This is a genomic window from Mycolicibacterium gilvum, from assembly GCF_900454025.1.
In the GTDB taxonomy this organism is placed as follows: Bacteria; Actinomycetota; Actinomycetes; order Mycobacteriales; family Mycobacteriaceae; genus Mycobacterium; species Mycobacterium gilvum.
In genome coordinates, this window is record NZ_UGQM01000001.1 from 1,145,803 (window position 1) to 1,169,040 (window position 23,238).

25 protein-coding genes and 3 tRNA genes are annotated in these 23,238 nt (G+C 68.0%); 20 read left to right on the forward strand and 8 right to left on the reverse strand.

What is annotated here, in order from left to right:
• Nucleotides 1-6: 6 nt before the first annotated feature.
• Nucleotides 7-723: an MBL fold metallo-hydrolase gene (locus DYE23_RS05325; protein WP_011895945.1), complete on the reverse strand. Its 717-nt coding sequence runs from the start codon at nucleotides 721-723 to the stop codon at nucleotides 7-9.
• 145 nt (nucleotides 724-868) lie between these two features.
• Here DYE23_RS05325 and DYE23_RS05330 point away from each other — a divergent pair.
• The 11 genes from DYE23_RS05330 (at nucleotide 869) to rplA (ending at nucleotide 5,699) form a co-directional block, all read left to right on the forward strand.
• Nucleotides 869-941: transfer RNA gene (locus tag DYE23_RS05330), tRNA-Thr, on the forward strand.
• Between the two features lie 49 nt (nucleotides 942-990).
• A tRNA-Met gene (locus DYE23_RS05335) sits at nucleotides 991-1,064 on the forward strand.
• A 36-nt stretch (nucleotides 1,065-1,100) separates the two neighbouring features.
• Entirely contained in the window at nucleotides 1,101-1,268 is a 168-nt protein-coding gene (gene rpmG / locus DYE23_RS05340) for a 50S ribosomal protein L33 (RefSeq protein WP_003929651.1), read from the forward strand.
• Between the two features lie 67 nt (nucleotides 1,269-1,335).
• Nucleotides 1,336-1,815, forward strand: a complete 480-nt coding sequence (gene hadA / locus DYE23_RS05345; RefSeq protein WP_011895944.1) for a (3R)-hydroxyacyl-ACP dehydratase subunit HadA — start codon at nucleotides 1,336-1,338, stop codon at nucleotides 1,813-1,815.
• A complete protein-coding gene (gene hadB, locus DYE23_RS05350) occupies nucleotides 1,802-2,230 on the forward strand; it encodes a (3R)-hydroxyacyl-ACP dehydratase subunit HadB (RefSeq protein ID WP_011895943.1) in 429 nt (142 codons plus the stop codon). Before hadA ends, hadB begins: the two co-directional genes overlap by 14 nt.
• 9 nt (nucleotides 2,231-2,239) lie before the next feature.
• Nucleotides 2,240-2,788 (forward strand): (3R)-hydroxyacyl-ACP dehydratase subunit HadC, encoded by a 549-nt coding sequence (hadC, locus tag DYE23_RS05355; protein WP_115326704.1) that lies wholly within the window; start codon nucleotides 2,240-2,242, stop codon nucleotides 2,786-2,788.
• A 136-nt stretch (nucleotides 2,789-2,924) separates the two neighbouring features.
• A tRNA-Trp gene (locus DYE23_RS05360) sits at nucleotides 2,925-2,997 on the forward strand.
• Nucleotides 2,998-3,085: 88 nt separating this feature from the next.
• Entirely contained in the window at nucleotides 3,086-3,535 is a 450-nt protein-coding gene (secE, locus tag DYE23_RS05365) for a preprotein translocase subunit SecE (protein ID WP_172527712.1), read from the forward strand.
• A 61-nt stretch (nucleotides 3,536-3,596) separates the two neighbouring features.
• Nucleotides 3,597-4,421 (forward strand): transcription termination/antitermination protein NusG, encoded by an 825-nt coding sequence (nusG, locus tag DYE23_RS05370; RefSeq protein ID WP_115326706.1) that lies wholly within the window; start codon nucleotides 3,597-3,599, stop codon nucleotides 4,419-4,421.
• A 34-nt stretch (nucleotides 4,422-4,455) separates the two neighbouring features.
• A complete protein-coding gene (rplK, locus tag DYE23_RS05375; protein ID WP_011895939.1) occupies nucleotides 4,456-4,884 on the forward strand; it encodes a 50S ribosomal protein L11 in 429 nt (142 codons plus the stop codon).
• A 95-nt stretch (nucleotides 4,885-4,979) separates the two neighbouring features.
• On the forward strand, nucleotides 4,980-5,699 hold the full coding sequence (gene rplA / locus DYE23_RS05380; protein WP_115326707.1) for a 50S ribosomal protein L1: 720 nt from the start codon (nucleotides 4,980-4,982) through the stop codon (nucleotides 5,697-5,699).
• A gap of 248 nt (nucleotides 5,700-5,947) precedes the next feature.
• On the opposite strand, the gene DYE23_RS05385 is transcribed toward rplA, so the two are convergent.
• The 4 genes from DYE23_RS05385 to DYE23_RS05400 form a co-directional block, all read right to left on the reverse strand.
• Nucleotides 5,948-6,244, reverse strand: coding sequence for a hypothetical protein (locus DYE23_RS05385; protein ID WP_115326708.1), 297 nt, complete (start codon nucleotides 6,242-6,244; stop codon nucleotides 5,948-5,950).
• 189 nt (nucleotides 6,245-6,433) lie between these two features.
• Entirely contained in the window at nucleotides 6,434-7,330 is an 897-nt protein-coding gene (locus tag DYE23_RS05390; protein WP_115326709.1) for a cyclopropane mycolic acid synthase family methyltransferase, read from the reverse strand.
• Between the two features lie 144 nt (nucleotides 7,331-7,474).
• On the reverse strand, nucleotides 7,475-8,377 hold the full coding sequence (locus DYE23_RS05395) for an alpha/beta fold hydrolase (RefSeq protein ID WP_115326710.1): 903 nt from the start codon (nucleotides 8,375-8,377) through the stop codon (nucleotides 7,475-7,477).
• Nucleotides 8,377-9,741, reverse strand: coding sequence for an ABC1 kinase family protein (locus DYE23_RS05400; protein ID WP_115326711.1), 1,365 nt, complete (start codon nucleotides 9,739-9,741; stop codon nucleotides 8,377-8,379). Before DYE23_RS05400 ends, DYE23_RS05395 begins: the two co-directional genes overlap by 1 nt.
• A 125-nt stretch (nucleotides 9,742-9,866) precedes the next feature.
• Here DYE23_RS05400 and DYE23_RS05405 point away from each other — a divergent pair, with 125 nt between their 5' ends.
• Nucleotides 9,867-10,472 (forward strand): TetR/AcrR family transcriptional regulator, encoded by a 606-nt coding sequence (locus DYE23_RS05405; RefSeq protein ID WP_115326712.1) that lies wholly within the window; start codon nucleotides 9,867-9,869, stop codon nucleotides 10,470-10,472.
• A 9-nt stretch (nucleotides 10,473-10,481) separates the two neighbouring features.
• Here DYE23_RS05405 and DYE23_RS05410 read toward each other — a convergent pair whose 3' ends face one another.
• Nucleotides 10,482-11,081, reverse strand: a complete 600-nt coding sequence (locus DYE23_RS05410; RefSeq protein ID WP_115326713.1) for a DinB family protein — start codon at nucleotides 11,079-11,081, stop codon at nucleotides 10,482-10,484.
• Between the two features lie 31 nt (nucleotides 11,082-11,112).
• Nucleotides 11,113-11,637: a DinB family protein gene (locus tag DYE23_RS05415; protein WP_115326714.1), complete on the reverse strand. Its 525-nt coding sequence runs from the start codon at nucleotides 11,635-11,637 to the stop codon at nucleotides 11,113-11,115.
• 61 nt (nucleotides 11,638-11,698) lie between these two features.
• Between DYE23_RS05415 and DYE23_RS05420 the strand changes: the two genes are divergently transcribed.
• Nucleotides 11,699-12,652: a helix-turn-helix transcriptional regulator gene (locus DYE23_RS05420; RefSeq protein ID WP_115326715.1), complete on the forward strand. Its 954-nt coding sequence runs from the start codon at nucleotides 11,699-11,701 to the stop codon at nucleotides 12,650-12,652.
• A 12-nt stretch (nucleotides 12,653-12,664) separates the two neighbouring features.
• Here the strand turns inward: DYE23_RS05420 and DYE23_RS05425 are convergent, their stop codons facing one another.
• Entirely contained in the window at nucleotides 12,665-13,018 is a 354-nt protein-coding gene (locus tag DYE23_RS05425) for a hypothetical protein (RefSeq protein WP_115326716.1), read from the reverse strand.
• A gap of 166 nt (nucleotides 13,019-13,184) precedes the next feature.
• On the opposite strand from DYE23_RS05425, the gene DYE23_RS05430 reads away from it, so the two are divergent.
• From DYE23_RS05430 to DYE23_RS05460, 7 genes are all read left to right on the forward strand, one after another.
• On the forward strand, nucleotides 13,185-17,309 hold the full coding sequence (locus DYE23_RS05430; protein ID WP_115326717.1) for a glycoside hydrolase family 38 N-terminal domain-containing protein: 4,125 nt from the start codon (nucleotides 13,185-13,187) through the stop codon (nucleotides 17,307-17,309).
• Nucleotides 17,306-17,902, forward strand: a complete 597-nt coding sequence (locus tag DYE23_RS05435) for a DUF7158 domain-containing protein (protein ID WP_115326718.1) — start codon at nucleotides 17,306-17,308, stop codon at nucleotides 17,900-17,902. Before DYE23_RS05430 ends, DYE23_RS05435 begins: the two co-directional genes overlap by 4 nt.
• A 5-nt stretch (nucleotides 17,903-17,907) precedes the next feature.
• Nucleotides 17,908-18,819, forward strand: coding sequence for an ROK family protein (locus tag DYE23_RS05440; protein WP_115326719.1), 912 nt, complete (start codon nucleotides 17,908-17,910; stop codon nucleotides 18,817-18,819).
• Between the two features lie 279 nt (nucleotides 18,820-19,098).
• Entirely contained in the window at nucleotides 19,099-19,635 is a 537-nt protein-coding gene (gene rplJ / locus DYE23_RS05445) for a 50S ribosomal protein L10 (RefSeq protein ID WP_013472734.1), read from the forward strand.
• Between the two features lie 35 nt (nucleotides 19,636-19,670).
• Nucleotides 19,671-20,063, forward strand: a complete 393-nt coding sequence (gene rplL, locus DYE23_RS05450) for a 50S ribosomal protein L7/L12 (protein WP_011895923.1) — start codon at nucleotides 19,671-19,673, stop codon at nucleotides 20,061-20,063.
• Nucleotides 20,064-20,233: 170 nt separating this feature from the next.
• On the forward strand, nucleotides 20,234-21,322 hold the full coding sequence (locus DYE23_RS05455; RefSeq protein ID WP_011895922.1) for an ABC transporter ATP-binding protein: 1,089 nt from the start codon (nucleotides 20,234-20,236) through the stop codon (nucleotides 21,320-21,322).
• Nucleotides 21,323-21,417: 95 nt separating this feature from the next.
• Complete coding sequence (locus DYE23_RS05460; RefSeq protein ID WP_115326720.1) at nucleotides 21,418-23,142, forward strand: hypothetical protein; 1,725 nt, start codon at nucleotides 21,418-21,420, stop codon at nucleotides 23,140-23,142.
• Nucleotides 23,143-23,238: the final 96 nt, after the last annotated feature.

The following is a 23,238-nucleotide window of genomic DNA, read 5'->3' on the forward strand; positions in this document are numbered from 1 at the left end:
AGCGCGTCAGCCGCCCATCAGCATGCGCCACTGATCCAGGTTGCTCGCCCGGTACACGTAGTTGCTGCCGCGAACGTCGGACAGCGGTGCGCTCGGTTCGGCGGAGTACCAGTGACCGGGGAACACCGTCGGATCGCCGGGCAGCTGTGCCAGCGCCTGCAGGCTGCGGAACATGTCGTCGACGTCGCCGCCGGGGAAGTCGGTGCGCCCGCACCCCTCGAGGAACAACGTGTCGCCGGCGACCAGACGGCCGTCCAGCAGGAAGCACTGACTTCCCGGGGTGTGGCCCGGCGTGTGCAGCAGCTCGATGTCGATGTCGCCGATCGAGACCGTGTCGCCGTGCTGATGCGTGGTCAGCTCACTCGGCGCGATCCCGGTGACCTTCGAGACCCAGTCGGCCTCGTGAGCGTTGACATGGACCGGGACACTCACCCGTTCCAGCAGCTCGGCCAGCCCCTTGAGGGTGAAACCCATCATCGAACCGCCGACGTGGTCGGGGTGGTGATGGGTGACCAGCACCCCCGACAGGTGCATGCCGTCGGCCTCCAGCGCGTCCACCAGCTCGCCCGCCGCGTACGCCGGGTCCACCACGACGGCGTCGCCGGTCTCACGGTCGCCGATCAGATAGGCGAAGTTGCGCATCTGCTGGGCGATCATGTCTCCGGCGGCGAAGTCACGGCCCGAGAGCAGCTGTCGGAAGTAGAGACGGTCGGTGTCGGCCATGCGATTCAGAGTAGGCACTGCACGAGCGGTCGACGGGGCCGCGGTCGCCTTTTCGGCGGCGAACGGCCGGAATGACCAGCGGTTTGGCGCCGCAAACGGTGAGAATGTACCCTCTTTAAGGCTCGTGCCGGTTGCGCGAGAGAAGGCCCCCTTAGCTCAGTCGGTAGAGCGTTTCCATGGTAAGGAAAAGGTCAACGGTTCGATTCCGTTAGGGGGCTCGGTGGAAACCGGGGTGGCGGTTGCACGCTGCAGACCGGATCCGTCCGGGGCGGTGTAGCTCAGCTGGTTAGAGCGCACGACTCATAATCGTGAGGTCGGGAGATCGAGCCTCCCCACCGCTACAGAAACGCGAACGCAAAGAACGAAGGACGACTGACGTGGCCTCCAGTACCGACGTACGGCCCAAGATCACCTTGGCCTGCGAGGTGTGCAAGCACCGCAACTACATCACGAAGAAGAACCGCCGCAACGATCCCGACCGCCTCGAGATCAAGAAGTTCTGCCCCAACTGCGGCAAGCACCAGGCTCACAAAGAGTCGCGCTGAGCGACCCCCGACGAGGGCCGGCGCCGTCGATACACCGGCTGAGGTCGACCAGGTAGGTTCAATACTCGTGTCTTTTCTGGACGGATTCGTCGGGACGCACTTTCGTTATCCCGACCACTACGTCGTGGGACGCGAGAAGATCCGCGAGTACGCCGTCGCGGTCAAGAACTCCGACCCCGCATTCTTCGACGAGGACGCCGCCGCCGAGCTCGGACATGATGCGCTGCTGGCCCCGCTGACGTTCATCTCGGTGTTCGGCTACCAGGCGCAGTGGGCGATGTTCGCCGCGAACAACATCGGCATCTCCGACGCCAAGATCGTCCAGGTCGACCAGTCTCTGCGGTTCGTCCGCCCCATCAAGGCCGGCGACGAACTGTACTGCGACGTGTGGATCGATTCGATCCGCAAGGCCCACGGCACCGACATCATCGTCACCAAGAACATCGTCAGCAACGGAAACGGCGACGTCGTCCAGGAGAGCTACACCACCCTGGCGGGACGTAGCGAAGAAGACGGAGAGAGCGGCTTTTCAGATGGCATTGCGTGAGTTCAGTTCGGTCAAGGTCGGCGATCTGCTGCCCGAGAAGGTCATCCCGCTGACGCGGGCCGACCTCGTCAACTACGCGGGCGTGTCCGGCGACCTGAACCCCATCCACTGGGACGACGAGATCGCCAAGCAGGTCGGCCTCGACACCGCGATCGCGCACGGCATGCTCACGATGGGCCTCGGTGGCGGGTACGTCACCGAGTGGGTCGGGGACCCCGCCGCCGTCACCGAGTACAACGTGCGGTTCACCGCCGTCGTGCCCGTGCCCAACGACGGCAAGGGCGCGGAGATCGTGTTCAACGGACGCGTGAAGTCCGTCGACCCCGAGTCCCGGTCCGTGACCATCGCGCTGAGCGCCACGTCCGGAGGTAAGAAGATCTTCGGTCGCGCCGTCGCCATCGCGAAGCTCGCGTAAGGCACCTCGATGGCACTCAAAACCGATATCCGCGGAATGGTCTGGGAGTACCCGGACGTCTTCGTCGTCGCCCGCGAGCAGATCCGCCAGTACGCCAACGCCGTCAAGGCCAAGGATCCGGCCAGCCACGACGAGGCCGCGGCCGCCGAGCTCGGCCACAGCGCGATCATCGCGCCGCCGACCTTCATGTCGATCTTCGCGGTGATGATCCAGAACCACTTCTTCCAGCATGTCGACGTGGGTCTGGAGACGCTGCAGATCGTCCAGGTCGACCAGCGGTTCCTGTTCCGCCGTCCCATCAAGGACGGCGATCGCCTCCGTGGCGCACTGACCATCCTGACCGTCGACGAGCGGTTCGGCGCCGACATCGTCACCACCCGCAACGTGCTGACCGACGACGCAGGCGAGGTCGTGATGGAGTCCTTCACCACGCTGATGGGCCACGAGGGCGACAACTCGATCTCGGCCGGCTGGGATCCCGAGACGGGGCAGGTCGTGCGCAAGCCCGTCAAGCACGACACCGACGAGGACACCGCCGACACCGAAGCCGCCGGGTAGATCCGGATTAGTAACTCGGACCCGCGGCGCGCTACACTCGGGCTTCGGGGTTTTCCCAGTTAAGCGCGCTGTCCGTCGGCTCTGATCGACCGAACGGGGAGCGCGCAAATTGTGTGGGCCCTGCAGGGACCCCTGAAGGGGCGTAGCTCAACTGGCAGAGCAGCGGTCTCCAAAACCGCAGGTTGCAGGTTCAAGTCCTGTCGCCCCTGCGCAACTGAATACTCGACAAGTGTGGACACTCTTCAGTCTTGGATACTGGAGGGCGGACCACAAAGGACGAACAGACGGGAACATGCGGTGAGCGACGAGCGCGACGGTGTCAGCTCCGCGGACACCGACCACGGCACAGAGACCGACGACGGTGACAACCGCGGCCAGACCGCGGTGGTGACGCGGCCCCTGCGGCCGACCGGGAAGCGGTCACGACGTGCCGTGGAGGCCGACGACACCGACGACGAGTCACCCGAGACCGAGGCCTCCGGTTCCAAGGACGACGACGGCCGCGGCCCCAAAGCCAAGAAGAAGACGGCCAAGAAGCCCAAGGACCAGCCGTCGCGCAATCCGATCGCCTTCGTCGTCAACTACCTCAAGGAAGTTCTCGGCGAGCTGCGCAAGGTCATCTGGCCGAACCGCAAGGAAATGGTCGCGTACACGACGACCGTGCTGTTCTTCCTGATCTTCATGGTGGCGTTGATCGGTGGGGTGGATCTGGGCCTGGCGAAGCTCATCACCTGGATCTTCGCCTGACCTGCGCGCAAGGCCCAGAGGCGACGAGAGCCGCCGGAAAGTATTGAGAGAGGACTGACACGTGACTAGCTTCGACGGCGAGGCGCCTTCGGGCGACACCGTCGACACCATCGACGTCGACGACACCAACGCCGAGGCCGGTTCCGACGCTGTGCGCAGCGACGAGGATGCCGTGCCCGCCGAGGTCGCCGATGTCATCGAGGGTGCCGACGCCGGCGAGAGTGCCGACGAGACAGCTCCGGAAGAGCCCGAGGACGAAGACCCCGCGGTCGCGCTCAAGAAGGAGCTGCGTCTGAAGCCGGGTGACTGGTATGTCATCCACTCGTACGCCGGATACGAGAACAAGGTGAAGGCCAACCTCGAGACCCGCGTGCAGAACCTCGACGTCGGCGACTACATCTTCCAGGTCGAGGTGCCGACCGAAGAGGTCACCGAGATCAAGAACGGTCAGCGCAAGCAGGTCAACCGCAAGGTGCTGCCGGGCTACATCCTGGTCCGCATGGAGCTCAACGACGAGTCGTGGGGCGCGGTGCGCAACACCCCCGGTGTGACCGGGTTCGTCGGTGCGACCTCGCGTCCGTCGCCGCTGTCGCTCGACGACGTGGTCAAGTTCCTGCTGCCGCCCGCTGCGGCGAAGAAGCCCGGCAAGGCCGCTGCGTCGACTGCGGCAGCCACGTCCTCGGAGGCCGGCGGCATCGAGCGGCCCGTCATCGAGGTCGACTTCGAGGTCGGCGAATCGGTCACCGTCATGGACGGCCCGTTCGCGACGCTGCCCGCGTCGATCAGCGAGGTCAACGCCGAGCAGCAGAAGCTCAAGGTGCTGGTGTCGATCTTCGGTCGTGAGACACCGGTCGAACTGACCTTCAACCAGGTCGCCAAGATTTAAGTCTTCGTAGAGGAAAGAAAAGGAACGCACGACTATGCCCCCGAAGAAGAAGGTCACCGGGCTGATCAAGCTGCAGATCCAGGCCGGGCAGGCCAACCCCGCCCCGCCGGTCGGTCCCGCGCTCGGCCAGCACGGCGTCAACATCATGGAGTTCTGCAAGGCGTACAACGCCGCGACCGAGTCGCAGCGCGGCAACGTCATCCCCGTGGAGATCACCGTCTACGAGGACCGCAGCTTCACGTTCGCGCTGAAGACCCCGCCCGCCGCCAAGCTGCTGCTCAAGGCAGCCGGTGTGCCCAAGGGTTCCGGTGAGCCGCACAAGACCAAGGTCGCCAAGGTGACGTGGGATCAGGTGCGCGAGATCGCCGAGACCAAGAAGGAAGACCTGAACGCCAACGACATCGACCAGGCCGCGAAGATCATCGCCGGCACGGCGCGGTCCATGGGCATCACAGTCGAGTAGCTTGCGGATCGACCAGACCGCGGTCGAATAAGACCGATCACGTGGGAGAGCTGGCATCGGCTCGCAACCACAACTTCTGAACCGAGGAGACAACAATGAGCAAGAACAGCAAGGCCTACAAAGAGGCCGCCGAGAAGATCGACAGGGACCGCGTCTACACGCCGCTCGAGGCCGCCAAGCTGGCCAAGGAGACGTCGTCGAAGAAGCAGGACGCCACCGTCGAGGTCGCGATCCGGCTGGGTGTCGACCCCCGCAAGGCCGACCAGATGGTGCGCGGCACCGTCAACCTGCCCCACGGCACCGGTAAGACCGCCCGCGTCGCCGTGTTCGCCGTCGGTGAGAAGGCCGAGCAGGCCCTCGCCGCGGGCGCCGACGTGGTCGGCAGCGACGACCTGATCGAGAAGATCCAGGGCGGCTTCCTCGACTTCGACGCCGCGATCGCCACCCCGGACCAGATGGCCAAGGTCGGCCGCATCGCCCGCATCCTCGGCCCGCGTGGCCTGATGCCGAACCCGAAGACCGGCACCGTGACCCCCGACGTCACCAAGGCCGTCAACGACATCAAGGGCGGCAAGATCAACTTCCGCGTCGACAAGCAGGCCAACCTGCACTTCGTGATCGGCAAGGCGTCGTTCGACGAGAAGGCGCTGGCGGAGAACTACGGCGCCGCGCTCGACGAGATCCTGCGCGCCAAGCCGTCGTCGTCGAAGGGCCGCTACCTGAAGAAGGTCGTCGTCTCGACCACGACGGGCCCGGGCATCCCGGTGGATCCGACCGTGACCCGCAACTTCACGGAAGAGCCGGCGCAGAGCTGACCCGACCGACGAAAAACCCCGCCCATCGGGCGGGGTTTTTTGTGTCGGAAAGCTTTTGAGAGTGCTCCTCGGTCGCCGACTCTGACCCCGCCGGACCACCGTCCCCCACGAACGGTAGGTCAGACGCGCCGGTCAGAGGTCTACGGTATCCCCCTGGCGAACCGTGACGCGACGGCCGAAGAGCACCCTCGCGCAGCAACATAACACCGGCCGGTCGGCTTTTTCCGAAGATTCGCAGCACACGTCTGTCAGGCAGCGCCGGACGCGAAGCGGGTGAGGACATCGCAGGATAGCCGCTGCTGCGGGAAGCCTGCCCGCAGGCATGCCGCGATGACGGCCTCCGAGGACGCCGCGTCGAAGACACCGTAGAGCACCTCGTCCGACGGCACGGCCAGCGTCGCGACGAGCCGGATGGGCGCCCCCTCGGCGGTCGTCACCTCGGTCGCCGTCCGGATCCGGGTGGTGATGTCGTCGACGGTCGCCTCCGCCAGATCGGCCAGATACCACTCGGCGAGGAAGTTCGTCGCGCTGCGCCCGTCGCCCATGCCTCGACCGTATCGGCGCCGACGTGACGACGAATCGGGTGTTTCCCTATGAAATCCACGTGCGGTGACGGTCCGGGCAGCGATAATCGCCGCAGAGCCTCGTTCAGGCTTTGGCCTCAGGGCCATCATGGAGAATCCCCCGCATTCAGGCGTGCGGGGGATTCTTCGTCGATCGGGTGTCGATCGGGGTCAGGCGGCGACGGCCGGCTTCAGGTAGGTGACCAGGCTGACGTCGATGGACTCGTCGATGAAGTAGTACTGGCACCCCTTGAGGTAGCGCATGTACCGCTCGTAGTTCTCCTCATCGGTGGCGGCGATCGCCTCGTCCTTGCTGGCCTCGAGGCGGTCGGCCCAGATGCCGAGGGTCTTGATGTAGTGGTTGCGCAGCGACAGCGGCGGCGGCACCACGAAGCCGGCCTTCTCGCCGTGCTCGACCATCATCTGGGTGGTCGGGATGCGGCCGCCGGGGAAGATCTCGGTGATCATGAACTTCACGAACCGGGCCAGCTCGAAGGTCAGCTTCTTCCCGCGTTCTGCGAGGTCGTAAGGGTGGTAGCCGACGCTGCTCTGGATCGTCATCCGGCCGTCCTCGGGCAGCACGTCGAAGCACATCTTGAAAAAGTCGTCGTAGCGCTCGAATCCGAAGTGCTCGAACGCCTCGATGGAGACGATGCGGTCCACGGGGGAGTGGAACTGCTCCCAGCCCTCCAGCCGGACGTCGAAGGTGCGCTCGGAGTCGAGCTTGCCCAGCAGCTGGTCGCAGTACGCCTTCTGGTTCTTCGACAGCGTCAGGCCGATGACGTTGACGTCGTACTTCTCCATCGCGCGCTGCAGCGTCAGGCCCCAGCCGCAACCCACCTCCAGCAGCGTCATCCCGGGCTTGAGGTCCAGCGCGTCGAGATGCTGGTCGACGTTGGCGATCTGGGCTTCCGACAGCGTCGCGTTCGGTCCGGTGAAGAACGCGCAGCTGTACTTGCGGGTCGGATCCTGGAACACGCCGAAGAAGTCGTCCGACAGATCGTAGTGAGCCTGGATGTCCTCGAAATGAGGAGTCATATCCTTCGTGCCGGTGGAGTTGTCAGACATAGTTTCCCTGCTTCGCGCTGGTAGTCGTGGACCGTCGTTGTCAGATGTGGATGACGGTACCGAAGACGCCGCTCGCCCTTCTGCAAACACGCGTCCTGAAAGCCTCAGACTAGCGTCCGCCCGGTCGAACGATCCAATCCGCCGTCAGGGCGCTTCGGCGAATGTGGTCTTGAGCTCGCCGACGATGTCGTCCCACAGCGGTTCGGGCAGGTCGTGCCCCATCCCGTCGAACAGCACCAACCGGGCCCCGGGAATGGCCCGCGCGATCGCCCGGCCGCCGGACGGCCGCATCAGCTTGTCTGCCTTGCCGTGGATCACGACCGTCGGAGCGGTGATCTGGCGGTCGTAGCGGCGCAGACTGCCGCTGCCGAGGATCGCCGCGAAGTGCCTGCCGACCCCGGCGGGGTAGTAGCTGCGGTCGAAACCCTCGATCGCGTCGGTGCGCAGACGCTCCATCGGTGCGGGGTAGCCGGGGCTGCCGATGATCCGCGAGACACGGACCGCGTTGTCGACGATCGCGTCCCGGGTCGACCCTTTGGGCCGCTGCAGGATTGCGGCGAGTTGACGCGGTCCGGGCGGAGGCAGTGCGGCCTGGTTGTTGCTGGAGAAGATCACCCCGAGGGTCCTGGTGCGGGGGTGATGGCGCGCCGCGAACACCTGGGCGATCATCCCGCCCATCGAACCGCCGACGATGTGCGCCCGGTCGATCTCGAGATGGTCGAGCAGGGCGGCGGCGTCGTCTGCCATGTCTTCGAGCGTGTAGGGCGCGGGGCTGGGCAGGCCGGCGAGTGAGCGCGCCATCCGCGGTAGCAGCGGAGCCCCCGCGTGGTGGCCGGTGAGCTTGCTCGACAGGCCGACGTCGCGGTTGTCGAACCTGATGACGCGCAGACCCTGGTCGATGAGCTTCTCGCAGAAACCCTTGCGCCACAACAACAATTGCGCACCGAGGCCCATGATCAACAGGACGGCGGGATCGTTGCGGTCGCCCATGTCCTCGTAGTGGATCTCCAGTTCACCCGAGGGTGCGGTGCCCGTGCGGATCTGCACTAGGTGTCCAACTCTCCGTCGTGCTCGCGCGAGACCTCCACCATGAAGTTCGCGAAGTACCCGGTCAGCGCCGGATCGCTCATCATCTGCCACTTCGGGGCGAGCAGTTTCATGTAGCGCTCCACGTAGAGGAACTGCTTGCCGATCAGCACGAGCTCGCGGGGCAGCTTCACGTCGTAGGCGTCGGCCAGGGCCGACAGTTGCTTGCCGATCTCGGCATAACTCAAGTCGCCCAACGACTTCAGCGTCAACGGGGTGGCGAACCTCTCCAGGTCCCGGGCCGCCTCGGCCTCCGGGCGCACCGTGCCGACCGCCCCCATCAACACCACGATCTTGCCCGCGGCGGCGTGATCCTTCTTGACCAGCAGGGCGTAGACGAGTTCGCGCAGCAGCCAGCGCGTCCGAGGGTCGATGCGGCCCATGATCCCGAAGTCGAAGAACACGACCTTGCCGTCATCGTCGACGTACAGGTTGCCCGCGTGCAGGTCCCCGTGGAACAGGCCGTGCCGCAGACCGCCCTCGAACACGCTGAACAGCAGCGCCTTGACCAGCGTCTCGCCGTCGAAGCCCTTCTTGCGGATCGCGGCGACGTCGTCGATGCGCACACCGGTGATGCGTTCCATCGTCAGCACCCGCTCGCTGGTCAGATCCCAGTACACCTGTGGCACCCGGATGTTCTGTCCCAGCGGGGACGCGTGCATGTGGGCGACCCAGGCGTCCATCGACTGAGCTTCCAACCGGAAATCGAGCTCTTCGGCGAGGTTGTCGGCGAAATCGGCGACGACGTCCTGTGCGGAGAGGCGCTGTCCGAGCTTGGCGAACTCCACCAGGCGGGCGCCGCGCTTGAGGATCTGCAGGTCGGCGGCGACACGGCGGCGGATCCCGGGACGCTGGATCTTGACGACGACCTCTTCACCGGAGTGCAGCGTCGCGTAGTGCACCTGGGCGATCGACGCGGACGCGAAGGGCTTCTCGTCGAACGACTTGAACAGGTTCTGCGGCTCGTCGCCGAGGTCCTCACGGAACAGTTTGTGGACGGCGTCGGTGTCGGCGGGCGGAACCCGGTCGAGCAGCCCGCGGAACTCCCTGCTGAGCGGTTCGCCGAAGGCCCCGGGGCTCGAGGCGATGATCTGGCCGAACTTCACGTAGGTGGGCCCGAGGTCGGCGAAGGCCTTCGGGATCTGCCTGACGACCTTCTGCTGCAGATTTCCGCGGGTGGTCAGCGACGACAGAACGCGACCACCGGTGCGGGTGATCTGCCAGCCGGTGACTCCGATGCGGGCCGCCTCCATGGGCAGCGGGACACGGTCCAACCTGGCAACCGCGCGGTGTGGTGTTCGCTGGTTTTTCTGGGTGGAACTCATGTGTTGCAGTGTCTCAAAAGCCGCGCGCAAGGGAAAAAGTGTGTGCAGTGGCTCACAGCGTGCGCGAGGCGAACGCTGGCTACAGATGTGGCCAGATCTGCATCGGCACGGCTTACGCTGTAGCGATGACCAGTGCGGCCAATCCGACCCGGTGGGCGGGCGTGCCGCTGACCGACCGCCGGGCCGAGCGTCGCGCGCTCCTGGTCGACGCCGCGTACCGGCTCTTCGGCGACGGCGGCGAGTCCGCGGTGTCGGTGCGGTCGGTGTCGCGGGAGTGCGGTCTGAACACGCGTTACTTCTACGAGAGCTTCGGCGACACCGACGACCTGCTCGGTGCGGTCTACGACCGGGTGAGCGCGGAGCTCGCGGAGGTGGTCGCCGACGCGATGGACCACGCCGACGACTCACTGCGGGCCCGCACCCGCGCCGGTATGGCCGCGGTGCTGCACTTCAGCTCCGCTGACCCGCGCCGCGGCAGGGTGCTGTTCACCGACGCGCGGTCCAACCCGGTGCTGATTGCGCGGCGCGCCGCCACCCAGGATCTACTCCGCGAGGCCGTGCTGACCGAGGGCTGGCGGCTGCAACCCGACAGCGACCCGGTGGCCGCGACCATTGGCGCCGCGATGTACACCGGCGCGATGGCCGAACTGGCCCAGCAGTGGCTGGCCGGCAATCTCGGCGACGATCTCGACGTCGTGGTCGACCACGCGCTGCGCCTCGTGCTGCGCTGACCGGCGGGGTCAGGGCTGCGCCGGCGTGAACGGCGTGAGCCACTCCGTCGCGGGCCAACCCTCCAGGCCGGCCACCAGCTCGTACAGCGTTGCGCCGTCGATGCTCTCGCGGACGATGTCGCCCTGACCCGCGTGCCGGGCCAGTTCCTCGATCATGTGGAAGAACACCCAGCGCACCGACCAGGCGGGCACGTCCTTGGGAAACCACGGCACGTGCTGTGGAATCGGCACTGCCGCACCGAGATCGGCCGACTCCAGGAGTCGGATCGTCTCGTCGTTCTGGCGCTGGAACGCCGTGAGGATGTCGGTCAGCGTCTCGTCCGCACGCATCACGAACTGGTCGCCGTACTCGTCGGCCTGATCCTCCATCGGGCGGCGATCGCTCTCGCACAGCTCCGGTGCGGCGGCGACCCGCTCCATCCAGCCGCGCTGGCAGTGGGTGACGTGTTTGATCAGTCCGCCGATCGACAGGGCGCTGACCGACGGTGTCGAGCGGGCCTGCTCGTCGGTGAGCCCGAACGCGATGGCATGGAACGCATACTGCTGTGCGGCGAGGTACTCCCTGAGGCCGGCGCGCTCGTCGGCGACGGGTGGTGGCATGGCGGGCATGGTGTCGGGTTCCTTTCGGGTGGGTTTCCGGTCAGCGGTGGCTGGTGTGGGCGAAAAGGTCACGCAGCAGGGCGATCTCGGCTCCGTGGTGGATCATCTCCCGGTTGATGTGCAGAACCAGGGCGGTCATCGGCTCGGCGGCGTAAGGGCCCTCCGCGGGGCCGCAGGGTCTGGCCAGGTCGGCGTCGTCGAGCCCGCGCACCCCGGTCATCCAGCCCGCATACGCGTCGTCGAGCTGGCGCATCGCCGAGTCCGCGTCGGACGCGTAGTTCCACGTCTCGTAGTCCGCGGGCGGCCCGCCGAAATGTGAGTGCGTGCGCGCACCCAGGACGCCGACGATCAGATGCGCCAGCCGCCACGCGATCGTCGTCACCGGTTCGGGCTTCGGTGGCGGATAGGCGAAGTCGACGGTGCCGTCGCGGTGCACCGTCCAGCAGCCGGGCACCGGCTCCCAGAAGTATTCGTCGTCGGTCAGCCCGGCCAGGCGGGGGCGCAGTTGGTGCGTCCAGTGCCAGTCGAGTTGATCGGTGAGGAGGGAGACGAGGTTGTTGCCCATGTGCCCACCTTCGCACCCCTTTAGGACAGTTTCCGTCCTACAAGTGCGGCAGACTTGCGGCATGTCCGAGACGACCGGCCGGGTGCTCCAACTGCTCGGCCTCCTGCAGTCGCGGCGGGTGTGGAGCGGTGACGAGCTCGCCGCACGGCTCGGGGTGACCACCCGCAGCGTGCGCCGCGACATCGACCGGCTGCGCGAACTCGGCTATCCCGTGCACGCCAGCACCGGCCACGGTGGGGGATATCAGCTCGGCGCCGGCGCAGCGCTCCCGCCGCTGCTGCTCGATCCGGACGAAGCGGTGGCGATGGCGGTGTGCCTGCGGGTCGCGGCGGGTGGCAGCGTCGCCGGCGTCGGCGAGTCGGCGCTGCGCGCACTGAGCAAGCTCGACCAGGTGATGCCGTCGCGGTTGCGTTCGCAGGTGGCCGCGGTGCATGACACCACGGTGACCCTCGCCGGCGCCACCGACACCCCGGTCGAGCCCGAGGTGCTGATGACGCTGGCCCGGGCCAGCGGCGACCACGAGCACGTCACCGCCGGCTACACCGACGTGCGCGGCAACGTCACCGCACGCCGACTGGAGCCCTACCAGCTCGTCACGACCGGACGGCGCTGGTATCTGATGTGCTTCGACCGCGACCGCGACGACTGGCGCAGCCTGCGGCTGGACCGGATGGCGGACGTTCAGGCGGTCGGCACGACCTTCACCTCGCGCGAGGCGCCCGACGCCGCGTCCTATGTGCGCCGGGCCATCTCGTCGTCGCCGTACCCGTATGTCGCGCGCGTGCGCTACCGCGCCCCGGCCGACGTCGTCGCGCAGGTGTTCCCGGCGGCGTCGGTGGACGTCGAACCGGACGGACCCGACGCGTGCATCGTCACCGTCGGAGCCGACGATCCGCAGCGGATGGTGCCGTGGCTGGCGATGCCCGGCTGTGACTTCGAGGTACTCGAACCGCGCGAGGTCGTGGACGCGGTGCGCGTGGTGGCCGGGCGCATCGCGCGCGCGGCCGGGGATTGAGCGCGGCTCAGCTCACCACTCGCCGATCTTCGGCCCCAACGGGAAAATGCCCCGGAACGGCCTGGACTTCGAACCCTGAACCGCCTTGACGCTGTCGCGGACCTCGCCCTGGGCGTGCACCACCCCATGGGTGTCGCTGAGGCGCGCCTCCGAGATGCCCCGTGCGGCGCCCATGTCGTTGATCCGGACCACGGAGTTCTCCGATGCCTGGCGGCTCGTCACGATGGGCCGGGGCGGCATAGTCTTGACGTCCGCACCTGCGGTGCCTGCGCCGACACTGATGAACGCGACGGCGCCGACAGCGCCGACACTTGCGATTCCGAGCATCGCCGCAGATCGCGCGAGGATGCGGGAGGGGGCGGCCATAAGGTGTCTCCGTTCATCGACAGGGTTCCTCACTGGTTCCCTTGTCAAGATCTTATCACAGCCGGTGCGCCCGATGCCGCGAAGCTGGGAAATCGCTGTGAACATGCAGGCTCGCACCGGTTCCGATCCGCGACACGGCCGGGGGTGCGCGCCGTAGGGTGCTGGCGTGGACGTCCTCTCCGCCGCGTCGACGGAGCTGTTCACCGGACCGCCGGAAGCGCCGACGCAGGTGGTGCGGGTGACCTACCGTGACTGCGCACTGCCGACACCGGTGCGCGTGGAGGGGCCCGGACTGCGCACCGTCACCGAGTCCATGGCCGAACCCGGCGGCGTCTCGGTCGAGGTGTCCGTTCAGGTGGCCGACGCCGTCCCGGGGCGGCGTCGGGACGCGACCGTGGTCGCCGGAGACCGTTCGGCGGCGTTCGCGTTCGTCGACGCCGAACCGGGCTGGACCATGTTCATGGTCAGCCATTTCCACTACGACCCGGTGTGGTGGAACACCCAGGCCGCGTACACGAGCGCGTGGACCGAGGACCCACCCGGCCGGTGCCGCCAGACCAACGGCTTCGAACTGGTCAGCGCCCACCTCGACATGGCGCGGCGGGAACCCGAGTACAAGTTCGTGCTGGCCGAGGTCGACTACCTCAAACCGTTCTGGGACACCCACCCGTGGGAGCGCGCAGACCTCCGCAGGATGATCGCCGAGGGCCGCGTCGAGATCATGGGCGGTACCTACAACGAGCCGAACACGAACCTCACCAGCCCGGAGACCGCGATCCGGAACTTCGTGCACGGCATCGGTTTCCAGCGCGACGTACTCGGCGCGGCACCGGCGACCGCATGGCAGCTCGACGTGTTCGGCCACGACCCGCAGTTCCCCGGGATGGCCGCCGAGGCCGGGCTGACGTCGAGTTCGTGGGCGCGTGGCCCACACCATCAGTGGGGACCCATGGCCGACGGGGGAGATCCGCGGCGCATGCAATTCGCCAGCGAGTTCGAGTGGATCGCGCCGTCGGGCCGCGGACTGCTGACCCATTACATGCCCGCGCACTACGCCGCGGGGTGGTGGATGGACTCCTCGGCCACCCTGCAGGACGCCGAGGACGCGACCTTCGAGCTCTTCACGCAACTCAAGAAGGTCGCACTGACCCGCAACGTGCTGTTGCCCGTCGGCACCGACTACACGCCCCCGAACAAGTGGGTCACCGACATCCACCGGGACTGGAACGCCCGCTACACGTGGCCCCGCTTCCTCTGCGCGCTGCCCCGGGAGTTTTTCGGCGCGGTGCGCGCCGAACTCGACGCCCGCGGGGGCGCGGCATCGCCGCAGACGCGGGACATGAACCCGATCTACACCGGCAAGGACGTCTCCTACATCGACACCAAACAGGCCAACCGGGCCGCCGAGAACGCCACGCTGGAGGCCGAACAGTTCTCGGTGTTCGTCGGGGCGCTGACCGGGGCCACGTATCCGGAGGCGGCACTGGCCAAGGCTTGGGTTCAGCTGGCCTACGGCGCCCACCACGACGCCATCACCGGATCGGAGTCCGACCAGGTCTACCTCGACCTGCTCACCGGGTGGCGTGACGCGTGGCAGCTCGGCACGACAGCCCGCGACCAGGCCCTGACGCTGTTGTCCGATGCGGTGGACGCGTCGGTGGTGGTGTGGAACCCGTTGTCGCACAGTCGTTCCGACATCGTGACCGTACGACTCGAAGAGCCGTGGCCCGGAGGGGTGGTCGACAGGGACGGCAACGCCGTGCCGGTGCTGACCGAACACGACGGCCGGACGCTGACATGGCGGGCTCGCGACGTCCCGTCGCTGGGATGGCAGTCCTACACCTTCGTGCCGGGCGGCCACGACAGTGGTTGGGAGCCGTCGGAGGGCGACGCGATCGCCGGCGGCCGGTACCGCGTGCAGGTGGATCCGGCCCGCGGCGGCGGGGTCTGTTCGTTCCAGGCCGACGGTCGGGAGCTCATCGCAGAAGGCAGGGTGGGCAACGAACTCGCCGTCTACGACGAGTACCCGGCCCACCCGGTGGCCGGCGAGGGGCCCTGGCACCTGCTGCCCACGGGGCCGGTGACGTCGTCCTCGCAACACTCGGCCCTCTCCGTGCGCGGGTACCGCAGCGCGCTCGGGGAACGGCTCGTCATCGAGGGCGAGATCCCCGGAGTGCTCTCCTACACCCAGACATTGACGCTCTGGCACGGCGTCGACCGGCTGGACTGCCGCACCACCGTCGACGGCTTCACCGCATCGGACCGGCTCGTGAGGTTGTGCTGGCCGTGCCCGGTCGCCGGCGCGATGCCCGTCAGCGAGGTCGGCGACGCGGTGATCGGGCGCGGGTTCGCGCTCCTGCGCCACCCGGAGTCGGGCGAGTCCGTCGATGCCGCTGTGCATCCCCACACCCTTGACAATCCCGCCTTCGGATGGTTCGGCCTGTCCAGTGCGCTGCGGGTGAGGTTCCGCGGTGACGCGGTGCGCGCGGTGTCGGTGGTCGAGGTGATCTCGCCCACCGGCACGGAATCCGCGGTCCGCGACCTCGTCGCCGCGCTGGCCCGCGCCGGGGTCACCGCCACCTGCACCGCGGCCGATGCGCCGCGGTACGGCGACCTCTCCTTCGACTCAAACCTGCCCGATCTGCGGATCAGCATCGGGGGTGTCAACGAGAATTCTTTCACTGCAACGGTTCTGGGCGACGGCGAACACGATCGGCGGAGATGGATACCGGCCGCGCGTCCGCTACGGGACGTCTGGGTGCCCGGTGCCGATCTGCGCGCACCGACCGCGCTACCGGTGTTGGTGGTCGGCGCCGGCGGCGACGTCGACGAGGCCGTCGCCGCACTGGTCGACGATCTCGCCGACGCGGAGATCTTCGTCGACCAGGAGGTCGACGAAGACTTCGAGTCCTACAGCGTCGCCGTGATCAACCGCGGGGTACCGGGTTTCGCGGTCGAGGTCGACGGCACCCTGAACGCGTCGTTGATGAGGTCCTGCACCGGCTGGCCGTCCGGCACCTGGATCGACCCGCCGCGGCGCACCGCCCCCGACGGCTCCAACTTCCAGTTGCAGCACTGGACCCACACTTTCGACTACGCCGTCGTCGCCGGCGAGGGCGACTGGCGGGACCTCCGGATGCCCTCTCGCGCAGCCGAATTCAACCAACCGTTGCTGCCGGTGCTCGCCAGGCACGACCCCTCCCGCGGCGGACTGCCGGCGTGGGGCTCCCTGCTCGATGTGGCGCCCGAACGCGACGTGCGGGTGGCGGCACTCAAGGCGAACGGCAATCCGACCGCCCGCGGCAGCGCTCGCCGCGCCGGCCCCGACGACGGGATCACCGTGCGTGTCGTGGAGACCCTCGGACGGGACGCGCACGTGTCCGTGCAATCAGGGCTACGGCACATCGCGGCGCCGCAGCGGCTGAACCTGATCGAAGAACCCCTCCGCGGGCCCCACCGCAGCGCGCACCTGACGGGTTACGACATCGCCACGCTGCGAACGGAATTGAACTTCCCGCGGATACGCAACGCCGAGCAGGTGGCGCTGGCTCCCGACGCCGAACCCGTGCAGCCGCTCTACGCCCGCTACTGGTTGCACAACCGGGGCCCGGCACCGTTGGGCGGGCTGCCCGCCGTCGCCCACCTGCACCCGCATCGGCTCCGGGCCGTCGGCAGCGAGGTCGTGACGCTGCGGCTGACGGTCGCGAGCGACGCGACCGACACCGCACTGCACGGACGGGTCCGGCTCGTCGCGCCGCCCGGATGGGACCTCGGTGTCGGCGAACTGCCGTTCGTGGTGCCGCCGGGGGAGTACCTGGAGTCGGCGGTCGAGGTGCGCGTGCCTGCCGACGTGGCGCCCGGCCACTATCCGGTGCGTGCCGAACTGGCGCTGGCCGGCGGCGAGATCCCGGCGTCCTGGCACCAGACCGTCGAGGACGTCGCCGTGATCTCGATCGGTGAACAGGACGACCCGCTCGTGCACTGGGTCGCCGAACCGCGCGCGGTGCAGGTCGCTGCCGGAGAGGTCGCTCCGCTCGGCGTGGTCGTGGGCAGCGCCGCCCATGCCGATCTGACCGTCGAGGCGCACCTGATCTCACCGTGGGGGACATGGGAGTGGTTGCGGCCCAACATCCTCGGCGGGGCTCTGCCGGCGCAGGGGAGTCTCCCTCTCGATTTCGAGGTCGCCCCGCCCGCCGGCACCCCGCCCGGCCGGTGGTGGGCCCTGATCCGGGTCGCGTGCGCCGGGGAACTGCTGTACTCGCCGTCGGTGCCCGTGGTGGTGCGACCGTGACCGCGTGGGCCGCCACCGTCGGGGCGGACGTGATCACGGTCGCCGAGGTCGACGCCCGCGAGGACCGACTCAGGGCGGGCGACCGAGCGCACGCGCTCCCGAGACCCGGAACCGCCGAGGCGAGGCAGTTGCGCCGCTGGCTCACCCAGGTGCTCGTCGCCGAGCGGATCGTCGCTGCGTCCCCGGGCACCGACCCGGCCCCGTCCGCGCAGGACCTGCTGCTCGACGAGGTCGGCTACCGCGAACTCGGCAGCGTCGCGGCCGCCACCCTGGCCACCCCGCACGGCCGCGCCGTCTATGCCGGCGTCACCTCCGAGGTACAGGTCGGCGACGACGCCGTCGCCGACTACCACCACCGCAACCCCTACCGATTCGCCCGCGGGGACGCGCGCCCCGGCACGTGGCGCGGTCCGTCGTCGCCTCCCCAGTTCGACGACGTGCTCCCGCTGATCCGCGCGCATCTGCTGGCCGCCGCCCGTCGGCGCGAATACCGGCGGTGGCTGGACGCACGGTGCGCCGCGCTGGTCACGCTCGCCGGCGGGTACGAGCATCCGGGGGATCCGCGGCAGCCCGACAACACCCACCGGCACTGATCGGCATGAGCGCACTCACCTTGGCTCTCGACATCGGCGGAACCAAGCTCGCCGCGGGTCTCGTCGACGCCGACGGCAACCTCGTGCACCGCGCGCAGACCCCGACCCCCGACGGGGACCCCGAAATTCTCTGGGCCGCCGTCGCGTCATTGTTGACCGACGTCCGGTCGGCCGCCGAGGCGACCATCGGCGCGGTGGGCATCGCGTCGGCCGGCCCCGTCGACGTTCCCGCCGGAACCGTCAGCCCGATCAACATCACCGAGTGGCACCGGTTCCCGATCGTCGAGCGCGTCGAGACGGCGACCGGCCTGCCGGCGTACCTCGGCGGGGACGGCCTGTGCATGGCGATGGGCGAGTGGTGGCGCGGCGCGGGCAGAGGCCGACGATCCCTGCTGAGGATGGTGGTGTCGACCGGTATCGGCGGCGGACTCGTCCTCGACGGCGCGCCGTTTCACGGCAGGACCGGAAACGCCGGACATGTCGGCCACGTCGTCGTCGAACCCGACGGCGACGCATGTACCTGCGGTGGCCGCGGTTGCGTCGAGACGGTCGCGTCGGGTCCCCATCTGGCGCGCTGGGCCCGCACCCACGGCTGGGCGGGGGCCGACGCCCGTCAGCTCGCCGAGGACGCCGCCGGCGGTGACGAGGTCGCACTGCGCGCGTTCGCCCGGGGTGCCGACGCCGTCGCGCGCACGATCGCGTCGGTGGCGGCCGTGTGCGACCTCGACCTCGTCGTGGTCGGCGGCGGGGTCGCGAAGTCCGGGGCGCTGTTGTTCGACCCCCTGCGCGCATCGCTGCAGACCTATGCGGGGCTGGACTTCCTCCGGGGCCTGCAGGTGGTCGCGGCCGAACTCGGCGGCGACGCAGGTCTGGTCGGCGCGGCCGCGCTGGCCGCCCATCACGGCCGTTTTGGCTGATCGGTGGATGACGGGCTATTCTGGCCCGGTTCCACCGAAGACCGTCGGTCACCGATGAGCGCTTGCGCGAAGAGGATCTAACTCCTTCAGCGCATGCGAAGTCGGTTGAAGGTCCGGGATCATCCCGGCGGCCCACGCAGGAGGACGAGGCCAGTACGTCCCGACGTGCTCAGTACTTGTGAGAAGTGCGCCCCGACCTGTTGCGTCGGGGCGTTCGTGTTTTCCGGCCCCTCGTTTCCGTCGGTTGGTGGGCAACCCAACCATCACGAGGAGGCAAGCATGGCCAAGGCTGACAAGGCCACCGCGGTCGCCGACATCGCCGAGAAGTTCAAGGAGTCGACGGCCACCGTCGTCACCGAGTACCGCGGCCTGACGGTGTCCAATCTTGCCGAGCTGCGTAGGTCACTGGGTTCGTCGACGACCTACACCGTCGCCAAGAACACCCTGGTGAAGCGCGCCGCAGCGGAAGCCGGCATCGAGGGGCTCGACGAGCTCTTCGTCGGACCGACCGCGATCGCGTTCATCGAGGGTGAGCCGGTCGACGCTGCCAAGGCGCTCAAGAAGTTCGCCAAGGACAACAAGGCGTTGGTCGTCAAGGGCGGCTACATGGACGGACGCGCCCTGAGCGTCTCCGAGGTCGAGCGGATCGCCGACCTGGAGTCGCGCGAGGTGCTGCTGTCCAAGTTCGCCGGCGCCCTCAAGGCGAAGCAGTCCCAGGCCGCGGCGCTGTTCGCAGCTCCCGCGTCCCAGGTCGCCCGCCTGGCCGCAGCTCTGCAGGAAAAGAAGTCCGGCGCGGAAAACTCCGACGCCGCATAAACCACCCAAAGAAGTAACAAGGAAGGACCATCACCATGGCCAAGCTGTCCACCGACGAACTGCTCGACGCGTTCAAGGAAATGACCCTGCTCGAGCTCTCTGAGTTCGTGAAGCAGTTCGAAGAGACCTTCGACGTCACCGCTGCGGCCCCGGTCGCCGTTGCCGCCGCCGGCCCCGCCGCCGGTGGTGGCGCCGCCGAGGCCGCCGAGGAGCAGTCGGAGTTCGACGTCATCCTCGAAGGCGCCGGCGAGAAGAAGATCGGCGTCATCAAGGTCGTCCGCGAGATCGTCTCCGGTCTGGGCCTCAAGGAAGCCAAGGACCTCGTCGACAGCGCCCCCAAGCCGCTGCTGGAGAAGGTCAACAAGGAGGCCGCCGAGGACGCCAAGGCCAAGCTCGAGGCTGCCGGCGCATCGGTCACCGTCAAGTAGTTCGCACCACCAAGCTGTGGGGTCGGTCTGGCAAACAGACCGGCCCCACAGTTGTCTCTGTGGTCCGTGTGTGGCGGCAGGGGCAGGTAGGTTACAGTGACTCAAGCCACAGGCGAGAGAGCTGTGGTCTGGCTTTTTCGGTTGTGTCGCTCTTGGCGGGAGGAATTCGCGTGGGCATCGGTATTCAGGTTGAGGGACTGACCAAGTCCTTCGGGTCCCAGCGAATCTGGGAGGACGTCACCTTCGACCTGCCCGCTGGCGAGGTCAGCGTGCTGCTCGGACCGTCGGGTACCGGCAAGTCGGTGTTCCTGAAGTCCCTGATCGGTCTGCTGCGCCCCGAGCGCGGCAAGATCGTCGTCGACGGCACCAACATCATCGAGTGCTCGGCCAAGGAGCTCTACGAGATCCGCACCCTGTTCGGCGTGATGTTCCAGGACGGCGCGCTGTTCGGCTCCATGAGCCTCTACGACAACACGGCGTTCCCGCTTCGTGAGCACACGAAGAAGAAGGAATCCGAGATCCGCAAGATCGTGATGGAGAAGCTGGACCTCGTCGGTCTGGGCGGCGACGAGGACAAGTTCCCCGGCGAGATCTCCGGCGGTATGCGCAAGCGCGCCGGCCTGGCCCGCTCGCTGGTGCTCGATCCGCAGATCATCCTCTGCGACGAGCCGGACTCCGGTCTGGACCCCGTGCGTACGGCCTACCTGTCGCAGCTGCTGATCGACATCAACGCCCAGATCGACTGCACGATCCTGATCGTGACGCACAACATCAACATCGCCCGCACCGTGCCCGACAACATGGGCATGCTGTTCCGCAAGCACCTGGTGATGTTCGGCCCGCGCGAGGTTCTCCTGACCTCCGACGAGCCCGTCGTCAAGCAGTTCCTCAACGGTCGTCGTATCGGCCCGATCGGCATGTCCGAGGAGAAGGACGAGTCGACGATGGCCGAAGAGCAGGCCATGGTCGACGCCGGTCACCACGACGGCGGTACCGAGGAGATCGAGGGTGTGCCGCCGCAGGTCATGGCGACCCCGGGTATGCCCGAGCGCAAGGCGGTCGGTCGTCGTCAGGCTCGCGTCCGCGAGATCATGCACACGCTGCCGCCGGCCGCGCAGGAGGCGATCCGCGCCGACCTCGAAAACACGCAGCAGACCCAGCCGTACCCGGACGGCTACAGCGACGGGACCACCGCGCACCACGCACGTCACGACGACGAGACGCCCACCGGGCGCATCCCGGTGGCGGGCGAGCGCTAAGTAGCTCTTTTCTCGACTGTGGGGCCTGTGCACGCGAACAACGCGATTCGTGTGCACAGGCCCCACAGTCGTCGAGTGGCCTGAAGGGGTCTGAGATGGGCGATCGGCTGTCGGTTCTGATCGGGGCCGGGGTGCTCGCCGCCGGCATGTCGACGGCGGTCCTGACCGGGGCCGGGGTGGCGGTCGCCTCGCCCGACACCGCCTCGAGCACGTCAGCGACGTCAGAGACGTCAGACACGTCCGGGTCGGAGCGTGTGTCCGAGAAGCCGGCCGATCCGCGCGGGGAGAAGGCCGACGAGACGCCCGACGAGACCGAGGCGCCCGACTCCGTCGAGGACGTCGTGCAGGACCTCGACGACGAACCCGACGAGACTGACGATCGCGACGATGCCGCTACCGAGGCGGACCTCGACACGGACGTCGCGGTGGACGCCGACGAGGCCGACGAGGTGGCCGACGTCGAGGAACCGCAAGCCGACGTCGAGGTTCCGGCGGTCGAGGTTCCAGCCGTCGTCGATCAGCCCGCATCGACTGTCGCGGTCGAGGAACCCGTTGCTGCAGTCCTGGTGCCGGCGACGACGACCACGCCGATCGAGGCCCATGTCGCGCGTGCGTCGGCGTCAGAAGCGGCGACCCCGCCGCGGCGGCAGACGCTGCTCAGCGTGCTGGGCGCCGTCGTCTTCAACATCTACTCGGTCGCGTTGCGCGTCCTGGGCGGCCCGCCGATCCTGCCGCCGAACAGCACGGTGACAGTGCGCAGCTCAACGCTGACGATCGACTGCGGCGACGGCTACGAGGTTCCCGCCGACTGGTACGTGCCCGACGGGCCGACGCCCACCCGGCTGATCTACTTCCAGCACGGTTTCATGGCGGCCGGACCGTTCTACAGCTTCACCGCCGCCCGCCTGGCGGAGGCGACCCACAGCATCGTCGTCACCACCTCGCTGACCTCCAACTTCCTGGCCTGCGACGGATGCTGGGTGGGCGGGACCCCGATGCACCGGGCCGTGGCGGACCTGTTCGGCGACGGCAACAGCGCGCTCGGTGACAGCGCGGTGGCGGCCGGATACGCCGGCGCCCTCCTGGACGGAGTGGACAAGGTCGCCCTGATCGGCCACTCGGCGGGAGGCGGTCTCGCCGCCGGTGCGGCCGCCGCGATGACCGGCAACGGTGCGTTCGACCGGCTCGCCGGGGTGGTGATGCTCGACGGCGTCGGGTTCGGCGACGTCACCCCGCGGGCGCTGGAGAGGCTGCCGCTGGACTTCCCGATCTACAACCTCGCCGCACGCTCCTACTTCTGGAACATGTCCGGGACGACGAACACCGCGATGGAGACCTGGCGACCCGGCGGCTTCAACGGCGTCAAGCTCGACGACAGCTCCCACGGCGACGCAATGACCGGCGGCAACGTGTTCGTGCAGGTGGCGATGAACCTCGTCACCGGCTGGCCGAAGCCGGCGAACGCCCGGGCGGCCGAGCTGATCAGCGCGGGATGGCTCGACGACATGTTCACAGCAACGTCGGCGTCGGGCTTCTACGGTGCGCCGAACGCCACCTTGAGCATCGAGACGGCCAGCGGCGTCGCGACCGCACGGGTACTGCCCGGTCCCGCCGAGAAGCTGACGTTCATCGACCGGCTGTTCACCGCGGGATCGATGATCCTGTTCGGAATCGACTTCGCCACCTGCGCCGACACCGATGCCGGTCCGGAGGCGCAAATCGGCGAATCCGCCGGAATTGGCCGCCCAAACACCGCGTTATCTCTTGACGGACGGGCGAAAGCGGGCCAATCTATTGGCCAGCAATGTGTACACGGATGACATCGTTGAGGGCCGCCAGCCAGCGTCCGCAGTTCCGTAGCACACAGGCCTGCCTCTTGGGGTGAGAAACACTTGAGGAATACGTGGCCGTGCGCT